Origin of the sequence: Promicromonospora aerolata, from assembly GCF_042682255.1 — a bacterium.
GTDB lineage: Bacteria > Actinomycetota > Actinomycetes > Actinomycetales > Cellulomonadaceae > Promicromonospora > Promicromonospora aerolata.
Genome location: NZ_JBHUHF010000001.1, coordinates 5020209 through 5035119, shown reverse-complemented (window position 1 = coordinate 5035119; position 14911 = coordinate 5020209). Strand labels below are relative to the sequence as shown.

Annotated in this window: 11 protein-coding genes; 2 read left to right on the top strand and 9 right to left on the bottom strand. The window is 71.6% G+C overall.

Annotated elements, in window-relative coordinates:
- The first annotated feature begins 156 nt into the window (after positions 1 to 156).
- Positions 157 to 1677, top strand: coding sequence for a flavin-containing monooxygenase (locus ACFSL2_RS22385; protein ID WP_377199958.1), 1521 nt, complete (start codon positions 157 to 159; stop codon positions 1675 to 1677).
- Between the two features lie 72 nt (positions 1678 to 1749).
- On the opposite strand, the gene ACFSL2_RS22380 is transcribed toward ACFSL2_RS22385, so the two are convergent.
- The 5 genes from ACFSL2_RS22380 to ACFSL2_RS22360 all read right to left on the bottom strand — a co-directional run bounded on the left by ACFSL2_RS22380 (position 1750) and on the right by ACFSL2_RS22360 (position 6148).
- Positions 1750 to 3012 (bottom strand): cytochrome P450 family protein, encoded by a 1263-nt coding sequence (locus ACFSL2_RS22380; protein WP_377199957.1) that lies wholly within the window; start codon positions 3010 to 3012, stop codon positions 1750 to 1752.
- Positions 3009 to 3620: a GTP-binding protein gene (locus tag ACFSL2_RS22375; RefSeq protein ID WP_377199956.1), complete on the bottom strand. Its 612-nt coding sequence runs from the start codon at positions 3618 to 3620 to the stop codon at positions 3009 to 3011. The genes ACFSL2_RS22380 and ACFSL2_RS22375 overlap by 4 nt, the downstream gene beginning before the upstream one ends.
- On the bottom strand, positions 3601 to 3954 hold the full coding sequence (locus ACFSL2_RS22370) for a DUF742 domain-containing protein (RefSeq protein ID WP_253876932.1): 354 nt from the start codon (positions 3952 to 3954) through the stop codon (positions 3601 to 3603). Before ACFSL2_RS22370 ends, ACFSL2_RS22375 begins: the two co-directional genes overlap by 20 nt.
- A gap of 107 nt (positions 3955 to 4061) precedes the next feature.
- Positions 4062 to 4475 carry a roadblock/LC7 domain-containing protein gene (locus ACFSL2_RS22365; RefSeq protein ID WP_377199955.1) on the bottom strand — a complete coding sequence of 138 codons (414 nt, stop codon included), beginning with the start codon at positions 4473 to 4475 and terminating at the stop codon, positions 4062 to 4064.
- Positions 4472 to 6148, bottom strand: a complete 1677-nt coding sequence (locus ACFSL2_RS22360) for an ATP-binding protein (protein WP_377199954.1) — start codon at positions 6146 to 6148, stop codon at positions 4472 to 4474. The genes ACFSL2_RS22365 and ACFSL2_RS22360 overlap by 4 nt, the downstream gene beginning before the upstream one ends.
- A gap of 322 nt (positions 6149 to 6470) precedes the next feature.
- Between ACFSL2_RS22360 and ACFSL2_RS22355 the strand changes: the two genes are divergently transcribed.
- Entirely contained in the window at positions 6471 to 8624 is a 2154-nt protein-coding gene (locus ACFSL2_RS22355) for a prolyl oligopeptidase family serine peptidase (RefSeq protein WP_377199953.1), read from the top strand.
- A 77-nt stretch (positions 8625 to 8701) separates the two neighbouring features.
- Here the strand turns inward: ACFSL2_RS22355 and ACFSL2_RS22350 are convergent, their stop codons facing one another.
- The 4 genes from ACFSL2_RS22350 to ACFSL2_RS22335 form a co-directional block, all read right to left on the bottom strand.
- Positions 8702 to 9739: a uroporphyrinogen decarboxylase/cobalamine-independent methonine synthase family protein gene (locus ACFSL2_RS22350; RefSeq protein ID WP_377199952.1), complete on the bottom strand. Its 1038-nt coding sequence runs from the start codon at positions 9737 to 9739 to the stop codon at positions 8702 to 8704.
- Positions 9740 to 9832: 93 nt separating this feature from the next.
- Positions 9833 to 11098, bottom strand: coding sequence for a tRNA 2-thiouridine(34) synthase MnmA (gene mnmA, locus ACFSL2_RS22345; RefSeq protein WP_377199951.1), 1266 nt, complete (start codon positions 11096 to 11098; stop codon positions 9833 to 9835).
- Positions 11098 to 12438 (bottom strand): cysteine desulfurase family protein, encoded by a 1341-nt coding sequence (locus tag ACFSL2_RS22340; RefSeq protein WP_377199950.1) that lies wholly within the window; start codon positions 12436 to 12438, stop codon positions 11098 to 11100. Before ACFSL2_RS22340 ends, mnmA begins: the two co-directional genes overlap by 1 nt.
- A gap of 206 nt (positions 12439 to 12644) precedes the next feature.
- On the bottom strand, positions 12645 to 14864 hold the full coding sequence (locus ACFSL2_RS22335; RefSeq protein ID WP_377199949.1) for a PhoX family protein: 2220 nt from the start codon (positions 14862 to 14864) through the stop codon (positions 12645 to 12647).
- Positions 14865 to 14911: the final 47 nt, after the last annotated feature.

Here is a 14911-nt window from a genome sequence, read left to right as displayed (position 1 = left end):
GGACTGAACCACTGACATTCGAACGGCCAGGCACCGGAGCCCGCGACGAAAGGTCAGCCGACCTGGGCATTTGCCCTGATCCGCCCCTATCGCACAGGGTTCCGTCCCGCTACCATTCGAGAAAAATGCCAGGAATCTACTGAGAGCAGGGGCCCCTTGAAGATCGCCGTCGTCGGTGCCGGTTTCGCAGGACTGGCCACCGCGAAGATTCTCCGCGAGTTCGAGCACGATGTCACCGTCTTCGAGAAGGCGCCGGACGTCGGCGGCGTGTGGAGCGCCACGCGCCGGTACACGGGCCTGCGGACGCAGAACAACAAGGACTCGTACGCGTTCTCCGACCTGCCGATGCCCCGGGACTACCCCGAGTGGCCGACCGGCGAGCAGGTCCAGGCCTATCTCGAGCGGTACGTCGCGAAGTTCGGGCTGCGCCCGCACCTGCGGCTCGCCACCGAGGTCGTGCGCGCCGAGCTCACGGACGCCGAGGACGGCTGGATGATCACGGCCCGCCGGATCGGTGCCCCCGTCTCGGCCCCCGAGCGGTTCGACCACCTCGTGGTCGCCAACGGGATCTTCTCCGACCCGGTCTTCCCGCAGTACGAGGGCTACGCCGACCTCGTCCGTGCCGGCGGCAAGCTCGTCGCCTCCAGCCAGCTCAACACGCTGGACGACGCCCGTGGCAAGAACGTCGTGGTGGTCGGCTACGGCAAGTCGGCGTGCGACGTCGCCGCCGAGATCGGTCCGGTGGCCCAGTCCACCACGGTCGTGGCACGCCAGCTGCTGTGGAAGATGCCCAAGCGTGTGGGCAAGGTCCTCAACATGAAGTACCTGCTGCTGTCCCGGCTGGGCGAGGCGCTGTTCCGCTACCAGGACCTGAACGGCGGCATGGAGAAGTTCCTGCACGGTCCGGGCGACAAGGTCCGGGCCTCGATGCTCGACAGCATCGGGGCGGTGGCGACCGTCCAGCTCAAGCTCAAGAAGCTCGGCCTCGTCCCCAACGGCGAGTTCGCCGACATCGCGAACAGCACCGTGTCGCTGTCCACCGACGGGTTCTACGAGCAGGTCGTGGACGGCACCATCGCCGTCCACCGCGACACCGAGATCGAACGGTTCGAGTCCGAGGGCGACCACCCGGTCGCGGTGCTGAGCGACGGCGCCCGGCTCCCGGTCGACCTCGTCGTCTGCGGCACCGGCTTCCACCAGCGCGTCCCGTTCCTCGACGACACGATCTCCGCACGCCTGCTGGACGACCAGGGCAACTACGAGCTCTACCGGCAGATCCTGCCCCACGACGTGCCGCACCTGACGTTCTCGGGCTACAACTCCTCGCTCTTCTCGCCGCTGTCCGCCGAGGCCGGCGCCATCTGGATCGCCGCGTACCTGAGCGGTGCCCTCGACCTCCCGAGGATCGAGGAGCGGCGCAAGCACGTGGCCGAGCGTGTGGCGTGGATGGAGAAGCGCACGGGCGGCAAGCACGCTCGCGGCACCAACGTGATCCCGTTCTCGATGCACCAGATCGACGAGACGCTCGACGAGGCCGGCGTGAACATCGGATCGAGCACCCGGACGATGCAGTGGCTCCTGCCGATCGAGCCGTCCGTCTACAAGAACCTGGTGCCCCGCCTCAAGGAACGGATCAAGGAGCGGACGCCCAAGGAGCGGGTCGCCTCCGAGTCCTGACCCCCGCACTGCCGAGGTGGGACCGCAGCCTGCGCCGCGGTGCCACCTCGGCAGCGGTCCACCCCGGCGGGGTCAGCGCTCGATGCGGGGGCCGCCCTCGGTGGGCGGCGACGTGAAGCGGACCGGGAGGCTGCGCGGGTAGCGCGACCACGGCGAGATCGACATCTTGAGCGAGTCCGACGACACCGTCAGCTCCATGTCGAGGATCCGGCGCAGCAGGGTGTCCACGGCGATCCGCCCGATGAGCGGGCCGATGCGGTGCGCGGGGCAGGCGTGCGCACCCGCGCCCCACGTGAGGTGGAACCGGCTGCCCAGCTCCTCCCACGGGTCGTCCGTGCGGATCGCCCGGTCGGCGTTCGCCGCGGCGACGGCGGGCACGAGCGCGTCACCGTACGCGATCCGGCGCCCACCCAGCTCGCAGTCCTGCCGGGCGAACCGGGGCAGCACGTGGGGTGCGGGCGGGTGCCGCCGGGACACCTCGTCCAGCGCGTCGTCCAGGTCGAGCCGGCCGCGCCGCACCCGGGCGGCGAACGCCGGGTCGGTCAGGATCATGTGCAGCGTGCTGGCGATCCACGCGATCTCGGCGTCGTGCCCGAGGCTGAACATCACGCCGATCGAACCCATCACCTCGACGTCGTTCGCGTGGTTGGGGTGGTTCACGAGGGCGGTGGTCAGATCCTCGCCGGGCTCGGCGCGGTGCGTCGCCACGAGCACGGCCAGCAGCGACTCCTGCTCGACGGCGGCCGCTCGGGCCTTCTCCGTGCCCGCGTACACGGCCTCGGTGAGCTCGTGCATCTTGTTCCCGTCCGACAGGCTCATGCCGAACATCTCGGTCATGACCATGACGGGAACCGACACCGCGTACTCGGCCACGAGGTCTGCCTCGCCCCGCGGCATGAGGCGGTCGATGATCGCCTCGCACGTCACCGCCACGGTGCGCGCGAGCCGCTTCTCGTCCACGCCGCTCAGGGCGTCGTCGAGCGGGGCGCGCAGCCGCCGCTGCTGCATCCCGTCGAGGAAGTACGCGTTCTCCCGCGGCGCGAGGGCCGCGAACACTCCCGAGTTCTCCGGCAGGGAACGCTCCTGCACGTACCGCCAGTTGCGGGAGTTGCGGGAGAACAGCAGCTCGTTGCGCATGACGCTGCTCGCCTCGTCGTACCCCAGCACGAGCCAGGCGGGGACGCCCGGCTCCAGGTCCATCGGTGCGACCGGGCCCCACTCGTCACGGAGCTGCTCGTACAGCTTGTGCGGATCCCGGGCCGTCGTGATGTCCGACAGCTGCACCCGGTCCGAGATGTCCTCCAGCCGGAGGTGCAGTCTGTTGGCCAACGTCACGCGTTGACCTTCTGGAACACCGGGAACGTCATGGCGTGCTCGACCAGGGTGATCAGGGTCAGCACGGCGGACTGCCGGTCCCGCGCGTCGCACTCCACGATGGGGGTCTCCGGCAACAGGTCGAGGGCCGCGCGCACGCGCTCCAGCGGGTAGGCCGGCGAGTCGGGGAACTGGTTGACGACCACGGCGAACGGGATCTTGGTGCGCAGCTCCAGCTGGTCGAGCACCTCGAAGCTGTCCTCGAGATGCCGGGTGTCGATCATGACCAGCGCACCCACGGCGCCGTCGGCCAGACCCGCCCAGAGGTCCCAGAAGCGGCGCTGGCCCGGGGTGCCGAACAGGTACAGCGCGATGTCCTCGGTCACGGTGATCCGACCGAAGTCCATCGCGACCGTCGTCGTCTCCTTGTTCGGCTGCCCCGGGTCGATACCGACGCTCGCCGTGGTGATGCGCTCCTCGGTGCGCAGCGGCTCGATCTCGCTCACCGCGCCGATCAGGGTCGTCTTGCCCACCCCGAACGCGCCGACGACGAGGACCTTGACCGACCGTGCCACGGTCGGCGCCAGGTGCTGCTCGGGTACGGTGCGGTCAGAGCTTGCGGAGTCCATCGAGAATCTTCTCCAGGATGTCCTTGCCGGGCAGGACGTGCGCTTGATGGTTGGAACGGATCGTCAGGTTCCCCGAGTCGACCAGGTCGGAGACCATGACCGCCACGAGGCTGACCGGTAGCTGCAGGTAGGCCGCGACCTCGGCCAGCGCGAGCGTGCCACGGCAGAGCTGAACCAGCTCGCGCTCCAGCCGGCCCGCCGTCGAGAGCACGGGACGGCTCTCGACGGCTCGGACGAGAGTCTCCGGTCGCAGCGTGTTGCGCGACGGGTGCGCCCGCCCTGAGGTGAGCACGTACGAGCGCACCGGGTGGTCGCGGTACTCCTCGGTGTCCATCCCCTCGCCCCCTGTCGGTCGGTCAGGTATCGGTCGAGCTGGTGGTGCCTGATTCGAACCCTGTCGGGCTCGAGTACTGCTTTCCTTCGACGGTGCCCGATGCGGGATCAGCTGGTGATCCGCTCCGTGCCCAGGGTGCGTTCTCCGATCATGAGGACCTGAGCCTGCATCTGCTGGGCAATCAGCGCCGGGTCGATCACCGGATCGGTGACGACCGCAAGACGGGAGCCGTCACCGGCCCCCCGGACAAAGAGGAACCCACCGTCGAATTCCACCACAATCTGGCGAATCGTGTCGCTGTTCCCGAACTCCCTGCTCATTCCGATCCCGAGTGCCGCGAGTCCGGCACATGCCGCGGCGACCTTGTCGGCCACGTCGAGCGGGGTCTGGTCCGTCCGAACCTTCATCAGGCCGTCCGAGGTGAGCACCACGACATGCTTGACCCCCCGTACACCACTGATGAGCTCGAGCATCCAGCTGTTGCCATCGGTGCTCGTCATGCCGTCGGCGTGCGTCGTCATCGGTCCTCCGAAGTTCCACCGGCTCCAGCCGGCGGTTCGCTGCTGTCAGATGAGTCCCCGAACCGCGCCTCGCTCGAACTGAAGAAGGCACCCATCCACTCACCGGCCTCTTCAGCCGATTGCACGGGACCAGGAGCTTCGGTACGGGGCTCCGTGGTCGTGGTCCGCTCGTCGGGCGCTCCCGCCTCGCCGCGGCGTGATCGCCGTTGCGGAAGTGCGGACGGCTCGGGGAACTCGTCGTCCTCGGGGCGGGCTCGCCCAGGACGCAGGGGCAGCTCGCCAGGGGCCTTCACCGGGGCACCGGCCACGGGCGTCTCCTCCTCGTCGTCGTCGACCACGTCGTCGGGCGCGCTCAGCGGCTCGACCGGGACGACTGTCGCAGGGTCGGGCGCAGCGGGAGCCGGCCACTCGTCGTCGTCAGCAGGCTGCACACTGGGCAGGTCGGGCGCGAGCGGCGCCTCGACGACGGCGGTGGCGCTACGCCCCGACGAGAGCGCGGACGCCCCGCCGGCGGGGCCTGTAGCGCTCGGCAACGTCGCTGCCGGCGTGAGCATGCCCGTCGGCACCACTGCCTCGGTGAGCTCCGCCGGGATCATGACGATGGCGCGCAGGCCGCCGTACACCGACTCGGTGACGTCCACGCGGAAACCGTGGCGCCGGGCATAGGTGCCGACGACGGCCAGGCCGGTCTGCGGGATCTCGCCCAGCTCGGTGATGCTGATCTCGCGCTTGCCGGAGGCGATGTCGCGCGCCTGCTCGAGCTGCTTGAGGTCCAGGCCCACACCGCAGTCGTCGATCTCGACGACCGCGCCGCGCTGCACCTGGCGCAGCGAGACGAGCACCTGCGTGGTGGGCGGCGAGGACTGCGTGGCGTTGGACAGCAGCTCGGCCACCAGGTGGATGAGCGGCTCGACGATACGCGCCGAGACGGCGACACCCGGGTCGCCCGACACCTCGACCCGGTGGAAGGCCGTGATCCGGCTGGCAGCACCCTTGACGACGTCGGGCAGCGGGAGCGGCTCGCTCCACTGCTGGCCCGGCCACTCTCCGCACAGGGCCGCGAGGCTCTGCGCCTGACGGGCCTGCTGGGCCGCGGCGTGGTCCACGCGCATGGACGTCTGCAGGATGTCCGGGTCGGTGGGGTGGCGCTGCACCATCCGCGCCGCCTCCTCCTGGATACGGTGCGCGGCGGCCTGGACCTTGCGGCTCAGGGCCACCACGGCGACCTGGACGGCGTCGCGCCGCGCGACCCGTTCCTCCTGCACCCGGGCGAGCATGGCCGCGGCCTCGTCCAGCCGGGCCTGTGCGCCCGCATCACCGGGAAGGTGCGGCAGCGGCGGCGCCGGCTCGCTGTCGAGGAACGCGGGCAGCTGCTCCTTCGCCAGGGCGTCGAGCGCGGCGGAAGCCGCCTCGGCCCGCTCCTCGGCCCGACGGTGCGCGAGGACGAGGTCCTCGTGCGAGGCAAGATCGTCCCGGGAGGACCGCGCGGCGATCAGCGCGGCCGCCACGGCGAGCCCGACGGCGGCGATGCCGACGAGCCACGCGGGCCAGGTGGAGGAGGCCCCGGTGGCAGTGAACAGGACGGGGGCCACGAGGACATAGGCAAGCACGCCGGCAACGCACACCCAGGGCGCGACCTGGCGCAGCCTGCTCGGCGGAGGAGAAGAAGACATCGAGCTCACCGAGCCGATCCCCCTAATAGTTGTCTCGTCAGAGTTTGGGAAGACCGGACACGGCGGATGCCGCAACCTGCTCCACGAACTCGGCTGGAGAGGGCGAACAACCCCCTGGACTGCAGTTTCTACCACAGCGCGTCCCAAGCGTGGAAGGGCACGACCGTGGTGCGCGAAGCGAAAATATGTGCCATCGACGAATGCGGTAACCCCATCGCCCAATAACCCCACATTAGGGCAAAAAACGGGCGCTCGCCTCTCAGGCTACGGCAACCAGCCGAACGACGCCGGATGCCGCGGCCCGCCGCGTAGGGTGCTCTTCATGAGCGTCGAGCACACCCAGTCCGCCCCCCGATCCGCTCTCCCGGCCACTCCCCTCGATCCCGCCCTTCCGGACCCGTTCGCGTGGCTCGAGGACGTCGACGGTGACACCGCCCTGAGCTGGGTCCGCGAGCGCAACGCCCACAGCGCCGAGGCCCTCGGCGGCCCGGACTTCGCCCGGACGGAGCTGGCGGTGCGCGAGGTCCTCGACTCGGACGACAAGATCCCGCACGTGTCGAAGGTCGGCGAGCACTACTACAACTTCTGGCAGGACGCCGAGCACGAGCGCGGGCTGTGGCGCCGCACCACGCTCGACTCGTACCGGACCGACGACCCCGAGTGGGAGATCGTCCTCGACCTGGACGCCCTGGCCGAGCAGGAGGACGAGAGCTGGGTCTGGCACGGTGCGAGCGTCCTGCGGCCCACGCCGGAGCAGCTCGCGGCGGGCGAGCCGCGCAGGCACGCGCTGGTCGACCTGTCGCCGGGCGGTTCCGACGCTGACGTGACGCGCGAGTTCGACCTGGTGACCAAGCGGTTCGTGCCCGAGAACGAGGGCGGGTTCGTCCGGGCGGAGGCCAAGGGCGGGCTGTCCTGGATCGACGCGGACACCGTCTACGTGTTCACGGACTTCGGCGCGGGCACCATGACGCCGTCCGGCTACCCCCGGCAGGTGAAGCGGTGGCGCCGGGGCACTCCCCTGGCCGAGGCGACGCTCGTCTACGAGGGCACCGACCAGGACATGTACATCAGTGCTTCCCGCTCGCACACCCCGGGCTTCGAGCGCGACCTGGTGCACCGTGCCCTCCGGTTCTACGCCAACGAGACGTACCTGGCCACGAACGTCGGTACGCCCGACCAGACGCTCACGAAGATCGACGTGCCGGACTCGGCGAACGTCGGCCTGCACCGCGAGTGGATGATGGTCCGCCTGCGGGACGACTGGACGCTCGGCGACACGACGTACCCGGCCGGATCCCTCCTCGCCGCCCCGTTCGACGACTTCATGGCCGGATCCCGTGAGCTGACGGTCCTCTTCGAGCCGACGCCGACGGCGTCGCTCGCCGGCGTCACCTGGACGCGGAACCACCTGGTGCTCAACGTGCTGGACGACGTGAAGAACCTGCTGCACGTGCTCACGCCGCCCGCGGCCGGGGGCGAGTGGGTCCGGTCCGGACTTCCCGTGGGCGGCGAGCTGCTGACGGTCGGTGTCGGCGCGGTGGACGTCGTCGACTCCGACGACGTCTGGGTGGTCACCACCGGCTACCTGACGCCGTCGACGCTGGGCCGTACCGTCGTCGGGGCGCAGGAGCCGCAGGCCGCACCCGAGGTGCTCAAGTCGGCGCCCTCCTTCTTCGAGGCGGCCGGGCTGGAGGTGCGTCAGGAGTTCACCGAGTCGGACGACGGCACCCGGGTGCCCTATTTCGTGGTCGGCCGGGCGGACCTCGTCTCGGGCGAGGCGGGCCCCGCACCCACCCTGCTGTGGGGTTACGGCGGGTTCGAGCAGGCGATCCTGCCCGGCTACTCGGGCACCGTCGGGCGGGCGTGGCTGGAGCGCGGCGGAGTGTATGCCGTGGCGAACATCCGGGGCGGCGGCGAGTACGGGCCGACGTGGCACCAGGCCGCGCTGAAGGAGCACCGGCACCGCGCGTACGAGGACTTCGCGGCGGTGGCGCGGGACCTCGTCGCGCGCGGCATCACCGTCCCCGCGCGGCTCGGGATGGAGGGACGCTCGAACGGTGGCCTGCTGGCCGGGAACATGCTCACGCGTTACCCGGAGCTGTTCGGGGCGATCATCGTGGGCGTCCCCCTGCTGGACATGAAGCGGTACTCGCACCTGCTCGCCGGCGCGTCCTGGATGGCCGAGTACGGCGACCCGGACACGGACGAGTGGGAGTTTCTCCAGAAGTTCTCGCCGTACCACCTGTTCGACGCCGCGCAGGACTACCCGCCGGTGCTGTTCACGACGTCGACCAAGGACGACCGCGTGCACCCCGGCCATGCCCGCAAGATGGCGGCGCTCATGCTGGCGGCGGGCAAGGACGTGACCTACTACGAGAACATCGAGGGCGGCCACGGCGGGGCGGCGAACAACGCCCAGGCCGCCTACATGGCGGCGACGCACTGGACGTTCCTCTGGAACCGGCTGAGCAGCTGACGCCGAACGACCATCCGGACTGCGGCCCTGACTCGCCGTACCTGGTACAGCGAGTCAGGGCCGCAGTCCGAGCCTCGTCAGCCTTCCGACTTCTCCGCCAGGTTCTCCGCGATGCGGCCCAGGTTGGCCAGCTCCGCCCGGTGGGCGTCGGACGAGCCGAGCGACTGGCGGGGCGCCGCCACCAGCGTCACCTCGGCGAGCTGTGCGGCGGACAGGCCGATCCGCCGCCACGGGACCGCCACCAGGTCCGCGAGCTCGCCGAGCGCGGGCCCCGCACACTGCGAGACCTGCGCCGGCGGCAGCCCGGCCCAGAGGCCGGTGCCGCGCTCCATGGCGCGGGCCAGCAGCTCCCAGGCCTGCTCGTTCCAGCCGTCCGGCCCGACGGCGGCCAGGTCCAGCCCCAGCGCGTCGGCACCGGCCAGCACCACGGGCGGCACACCGACCCAGGTACCCCCGAGGTGCACCACGGACCGCGCCCCGGCGTCCCGCACCGCCGCGAGCACCGGCTCGAGCCCTCCGACGATCTCGGGTCCGGCCACCGCCCGCAGCCGCGAGAACCCCGAGAACGTCGGCAGCACGCCCGCGTGCACCTGGCCGAGCAGCGGTTCCGCGAGCTGCACCGTGACCTCGGCGCCGGGCACCTGGGCCACGAGGTCCGTGACCAGCGTCCGCAGGCTCTCGGCGAGAGCGAGGGTCAGGTCGGCGCGGGCCCCGGTGTCGGCCAGCACCCGGTCCCCTCGCGCCGACCAGAGCTGTGCCGCCAGCGTCCACGGCCCCAACAGCTCCACGGTGAGCGGACCCGTGTGGCCGTGCGCCGCGATGGCGAGGGCACCGAGGTCCTCTCGCCAGAACGTCTCGGCCCGGCGCGCGTCGGCGCCAGGGCGTTCGGTGAGCTTCCAGCCGTGCGGGCCCAGCTCGACCGGCATCTCGGCCAGGCGTACCGCCGTGCGTCCGAGAGCATCTGCGCCCGGGCCACGCTGCGTCAGCTGCGTCAGGAACGGGATCGCGTCGACGCCCGTGGGCAGCTCCGCGAGCTCGCCCAGCGCCGTCTGCTGCGCGTCGAGCACATCGCGCTCGCCTCCGGGCCATGGCCCGTGTCCGCTCACAGCAGTCATCAGTTCTCCTTGTTGAGATGTGTGGCGATGAAATCGGTCCCTTGGGATGAGATCGGCCAGTTGACCGACCGATCTCATCCCAAGGGACCGAAGTCAGCGAGTTCGGTCCGGGCGAGGGACGCGCCACGCGCGGGCGACCGTTGCCTGGCCCAGGACACGCGTGCCCTGGTAGACCACCACCGACTGGCCCGGTGCGACACCGCGCAGCGGCGTCCCGGTCAGCTCGATCTCCATCGCGGTGGCGGCCGGGTGCGATCCGTCCGCCGACGCCGGTCGCTCGTCGTCCGGGACGTCGTCACCATACGCGTCCGCAGCCTGGGCAGTTGACCGCACCCGCGCCGGGACGGGCGCGCCGTGCGCGCGGACCTGCACCTCGGCGTCGAACCAACCGTCCGGGTCCGGCACGACGCCGACGGTGGTCCCGCCGTCCTCGACCGGCGGAACGGGCTCCAGCACCCCGTCGAACCACAGCGCCTTCTCCCCCGCGATCCGGTCGACGCTCAGCAGCTCGGCGGGGCCCACCACCACGGTGTTCGTCGCGGGCTGCACGTCCACCACGTACCGCGCCTTGCCGTCGGCGGCCGGCCGGCCGAGGCCGAGACCCTTGCGCTGGCCCACGGTGAACGCGTACGCGCCGTCGTGCTCGCCCACGACGTCACCCTCGGTGTCGACGACGGCGCCGGGACGGGAGCCCAGGCGGGACTGCAGGAAGCCGCGGGTGTCGCCGTCGGCCACGAAGCAGATGTCGTAGGAGTCCGGCTTGGCGGACACCGACAGCCCACGTCGCGCGGCCTCGGCACGAACCTCGTCCTTGGACGCGAAGCCGCCCAGCGGGAACATCGCGCGCGCCAGCCGCTCCGGGCCGGCGACGGCCAGCACGTACGACTGGTCCTTGGCGTCGTTCGGCGAGCGGTGCAGCTCGCGCACCATGCGCCGGCCGCCGTCGGACAGCGCCACCTCGCGCGTCTCGATCCGCGCGTAGTGGCCCGTCGCGACGGCGTCGAACCCGAGCGCAGTCGCCTTGTCGAGCAGGGCCTCGAACTTGATGTGCTCGTTGCAGCGCACGCACGGGTTGGGCGTGCGGCCCGCCTCGTACTCCGACAGGAAGTCGGCCACCACGGTGTCCTCGAACCGCTCGGACAGGTCCCACACGTAGTACGGGATGCCGAGCAGGTCGGCGGCGCGACGCGCGTCACCCGCGTCCTCGATGGAGCAGCAGCCGCGCGATCCCGTGCGGAACTGGTCGCGGTTCCGGGACAGCGCCATGTGCACGCCCACGACGTCGTGCCCCGCCTCGACCGCGAGCGCCGCGGCGACCGCGGAGTCCACACCGCCCGACATGGCCGCGAGCACCCTCATCACATACCTCCGATCGCTCGTCCGGACACCAGACCGGCGGCCTGTGCGCGCGCCACCACCTGGGGCAGCGCGGCGACGAGCCGGTCGACGTCGGACTGGGTGGACGTGGCCCCGAGCGTGAACCGCAGGGCGCCGCGCGCCTCCGCCTCGGGCACGCCCATCGCGAGCAGCACGTGCGAGGGCTGCGGCACGCCCGCCTGGCACGCCGAACCGGTGGAGGCCTGCACCCCCGCGGAGTCGAGCAGGTACAGCAGGGAGTCGCCCTCCGCGCCGGGGAAGGTGAAGTGCGCGTTGCCGGGGAGCCGGTCGACCGGTCGCTCGGTGCTGCGCGGCGCGTCGGCCGCACGGTCGGGGTCGTACTCGGGGTGGGGCGCCGGCTCGGGACCGCGCAGGACGGCGGAGGGCGCCGCGGCCCGCACCCGGGCGACGAGCTCGTCGCGCAGGGCGGCCAGCCGGGCGGCACGGCGCGGCATGCAGCCGACGGCGTGGTGCGCGGCGACGCCTAAGGCCGCGATCGAGGCCGTGTCGAGCGTGCCGGAGCGCACGCCGCGCTCCTGGCCACCGCCGTGCAGCACGGCGTCGAGCGCGAGGTCGCGCCGGGCGAGCAGGGCGCCGACGCCCACGGGACCGCCCAGCTTGTGGCCGCTCACGGTCATGGCGTCCACGCCGGACTCCGTGAAGTCCACCTCGGTCTGGCCCACCGCCTGCACGGCGTCCGTGTGCACGGGGATGCCGTACGGGCGCGCCGCACGCACGACGTCCCGGACGGGCTGGACCGTCCCCACCTCGTTGTTGGCCCACATGACGCTGATCAGCGCGGTCTCGTCGGCGTGCGCGGCGAGCTCGGCGCGCAGGGCGTCGAGGTCGAGCCGGCCTTCGCCGTCGACGGGCAGCAGCACGATCTCGGCGCCCGCGTGGCCGGCGAGCCAGAACGCCGGGTCGAGCACGGCGTGGTGCTCGACGGCGGAGACGAGGATGCGGCAGCGGCGCGTGTCCTGCGCGCGCCGGCCCCAGAAGATTCCCTTGATCGCCAGGTTGTCGGCCTCGGTGCCGCCTGACGTGAAGATGACCTCGCTGGGCCGTGCGCCCAGCGACTTGGCGAGCGTCTCACGCGCCTCCTCCACGGCGCGACGTGCCGTGCGACCCGCGGAGTGGAGCGACGACGCGTTGCCGGTGCGCTGCGCCTCGGCCACGTACGCCGCGAGCGCCGGGGCCGACATGGGCGTGGTCGCGGCGTGGTCGAGGTACGCGCCGTCCGGCTCGCGGGGCGGGGTGCCGTGCGCGCCGTTCACCGTCACGGGTGCGCGGGCGGGCTCGGGGGGCGGGGTGCTCACGGTCATCAAGTCTACGAACGCCGAAGAGGCCCGATCGCATCCCGTCCTGTGACATGGATCGACCGCGGCCCCCTCGGCGCAGGCCGCCGGCGCGCGAAGGCCGGCCGGCGAGGATGCCGGCCGGCCGAACGCCGCCGGCCGAGCCTGCCGGGACCCGTGCTCCGACAAGCTCGGGTCCCGGCAGGCTCGGCCGGTGGCTACTGCGGCGCGGGTCAGCGGTCGGAGCGACCGTTCCCGTTGCCACGACCGTTGCCGTGGCCGTTACCGCGGCCCCCGTCGCGGTAGACCTGCACGACCGTCGGACGCGGCCCGCGGAAGTCGCCGGCCTCGACCGGCGCGCCCGCGGCGATGTAGTCGGGGAAGAGCGACTGCGGCGCGTCGAACGTGCCGTCCTCGCCCGGGTGCTGCACGTTCACGTAGACCATGCCGTCACGCGAGTCGATGACGGGACCGCAGGTCTCGGCACCGGCCGGCACCGAGAGGAACTGCTGCACGTGCCCGCGCTCGCGGCCCGCCACCGGCACCTTGAACAGGCCGTCGCACTTGGCGATGCCGCTGGAGCTGGGCTGCCCGTCGGTCGAGATCCAGAGGTTGCCCTCGGCGTCGAACGCGAGGTTGTCCGGGCAGGAGATCGGTGAGACCCGGTCCTTCGGGTAACCGGCGAAGTACGTGCCGTCGACGGCGGGGTCGCCCGCGACGAGCAGCAGGTTCCACGTGAAGCTGGTGGAGGTCTGGTCGCCCGTCGGGATGATCTCGACCACGTGGCCGTCCCGGTTGCCGTTGACGGTGGCGCCACCCTGGACCTTGTGGTCACGCGGGTTGGGCTCCGTCACGCCCTCCCTGCCGTTGCCCGGCGTGCGGCCGGAGTTGTTGGTGCACGCCACGTAGATACGGCCCGTGACCGGGCTGATCTCGACGTCCTCGGGGCGGTCCATCTTGGTGGCGCCCACGGTGTCCGCCGCCAGGCGCGTGTAGACGAGCACCTCCTCCACGGACATGCCCGCGACCTGGCTGACACCGTCCAGCACCAGGGGGAGCCATTCGCCCGTACCGTCGAAGGCGCCGTCGGAGGGCAGCGCGCCCGAGCCGTCGATCTCGGCGGCCGGCGAGTCCCCGGTGAACTTCGCGACGTAGAGGTCGCCCTCCGAGAGCAGCGTCTTGTTGTGCGCCCGCGCCCAGCGGGAGCTGCCCTTGGCCACGCGGTCCTTGGAGACGAACTTGTACACGTAGTCGAACGCCTGGTCGTCACCCATGTAGGCGACGGCGTGCCCGCGACGGGACAGGGTGACGTTGGCACCCTCGTGCTTGAACCGGCCCATGGCGGTGTGCTTCACGGGCGGTGCGGAGGGGTCGTGCGGGTCGAGCTCGACGATCCAGCCGAACCGGTTGGCCTCGTTCTCGTACCCGGCGCCGCCACCGAAGCGGGGCTCGTCGGCCTCCCAGCCGTAGCCGCTCGATGCGGGGATGCCGTACCGAGCGTCGGCGGTCTTGTTCACTCCGGCAGCCGCGAAGTAGCCGTTGAAGTTCTCCTCGCCCGACAGGACGGTGCCCCACGGCGTGGTGCCGCCGGCGCAGTTGTTCATGGTGCCGAGCACCCGGGTACCCGTCGGGTCGGCCGCCGTCTTGAGCAGGTCCGTACCGGCCGCCGGGCCGTCGAGGACGAACTCGGTGTCCATGTGGATGCGGCGGTTGACCGGGCTGATCCGCTGGTAGGACCAGGGCTTGCCGGGCGCCTGGCGGCGGACCTCGACGACGGCCATGCCGTGCGCGGCGCGCTCGATCGCGCGAGCGTAGGCGTTCTTGGTCCCGGTGACGTTCCCGGCGGCGTCGGTCTCCCAGTACTTCTCCGTGGCGGGGAACATGATCGACGCGTTCGTGTACTCCAGGTTCGACACCAGGAGGCCGCGGGTGCCGCGGTGCTCGTCGCCGGCGTCGAACGGCAGGATGTCGAGGTAGTCGCAGTTGTAGCCGAACTGCTTGGCCTGCTGCTCCGGCGACTGGTTGTTCGGGTCGAAGGTGCGGGCACCCGGGAGGATCGGGTCGCCCCAGCGGATGATCGGGTCCCACGTGTAGCCCTCGGGCACCACGAGCTGGTCGACGTCGACGTGCTGCGGCTCGATCGCGCCGAAGGCCAGACCGCGGCCGTGGCCGGGGAAGCGCCCCTCGGGCAGGGTCGCGGCGGCCGCCGTCGGCGCGCCGACAGCCTGCGCGCCGATGACCACGGCGCCGGCGGCGACGGCGAGCGAGCCCAGCATCGCGCGGCGGGACAGCACCGAGCTCACGACGTCCTTGAAGTACTCGTTGGCGCTCTCGTTGGGAGCGGGGTGAAGGCACGCGTCGTTGCACTTGAGTCGGCACGTGACGGGGCTGCGCTTGCCGCGCGCGTGCGTGTGCACCGTCAGCAGCGGGCGGTGTTCAGGGGCGATCGTCATCGGAGGCTCTCCGGTCCGAAAGGGGGGTAGGTCGTCGTCAACCTAGG

Excerpts from the sequence above, each read along its gene's own strand:
- ACFSL2_RS22375 (WP_377199956.1), bottom strand. The coding sequence starts at position 3,620 with ATGGACTCCGCAAGCTCTGACCGCACCGTACCCGAGCAGCACCTGGCG.
- ACFSL2_RS22370 (WP_253876932.1), bottom strand. The coding sequence starts at position 3,954 with ATGGACACCGAGGAGTACCGCGACCACCCGGTGCGCTCGTACGTGCTC.
- ACFSL2_RS22365 (WP_377199955.1), bottom strand. The coding sequence starts at position 4,475 with ATGACGACGCACGCCGACGGCATGACGAGCACCGATGGCAACAGCTGG.
- ACFSL2_RS22360 (WP_377199954.1), bottom strand. The coding sequence starts at position 6,148 with ATGTCTTCTTCTCCTCCGCCGAGCAGGCTGCGCCAGGTCGCGCCCTGG.
- ACFSL2_RS22355 (WP_377199953.1), top strand. The coding sequence starts at position 6,471 with ATGAGCGTCGAGCACACCCAGTCCGCCCCCCGATCCGCTCTCCCGGCC.
- ACFSL2_RS22350 (WP_377199952.1), bottom strand. The coding sequence starts at position 9,739 with ATGACTGCTGTGAGCGGACACGGGCCATGGCCCGGAGGCGAGCGCGAT.
- mnmA (WP_377199951.1), bottom strand. The coding sequence starts at position 11,098 with ATGAGGGTGCTCGCGGCCATGTCGGGCGGTGTGGACTCCGCGGTCGCC.
- ACFSL2_RS22340 (WP_377199950.1), bottom strand. The coding sequence starts at position 12,438 with ATGACCGTGAGCACCCCGCCCCCCGAGCCCGCCCGCGCACCCGTGACG.
- ACFSL2_RS22335 (WP_377199949.1), bottom strand. The coding sequence starts at position 14,864 with ATGACGATCGCCCCTGAACACCGCCCGCTGCTGACGGTGCACACGCAC.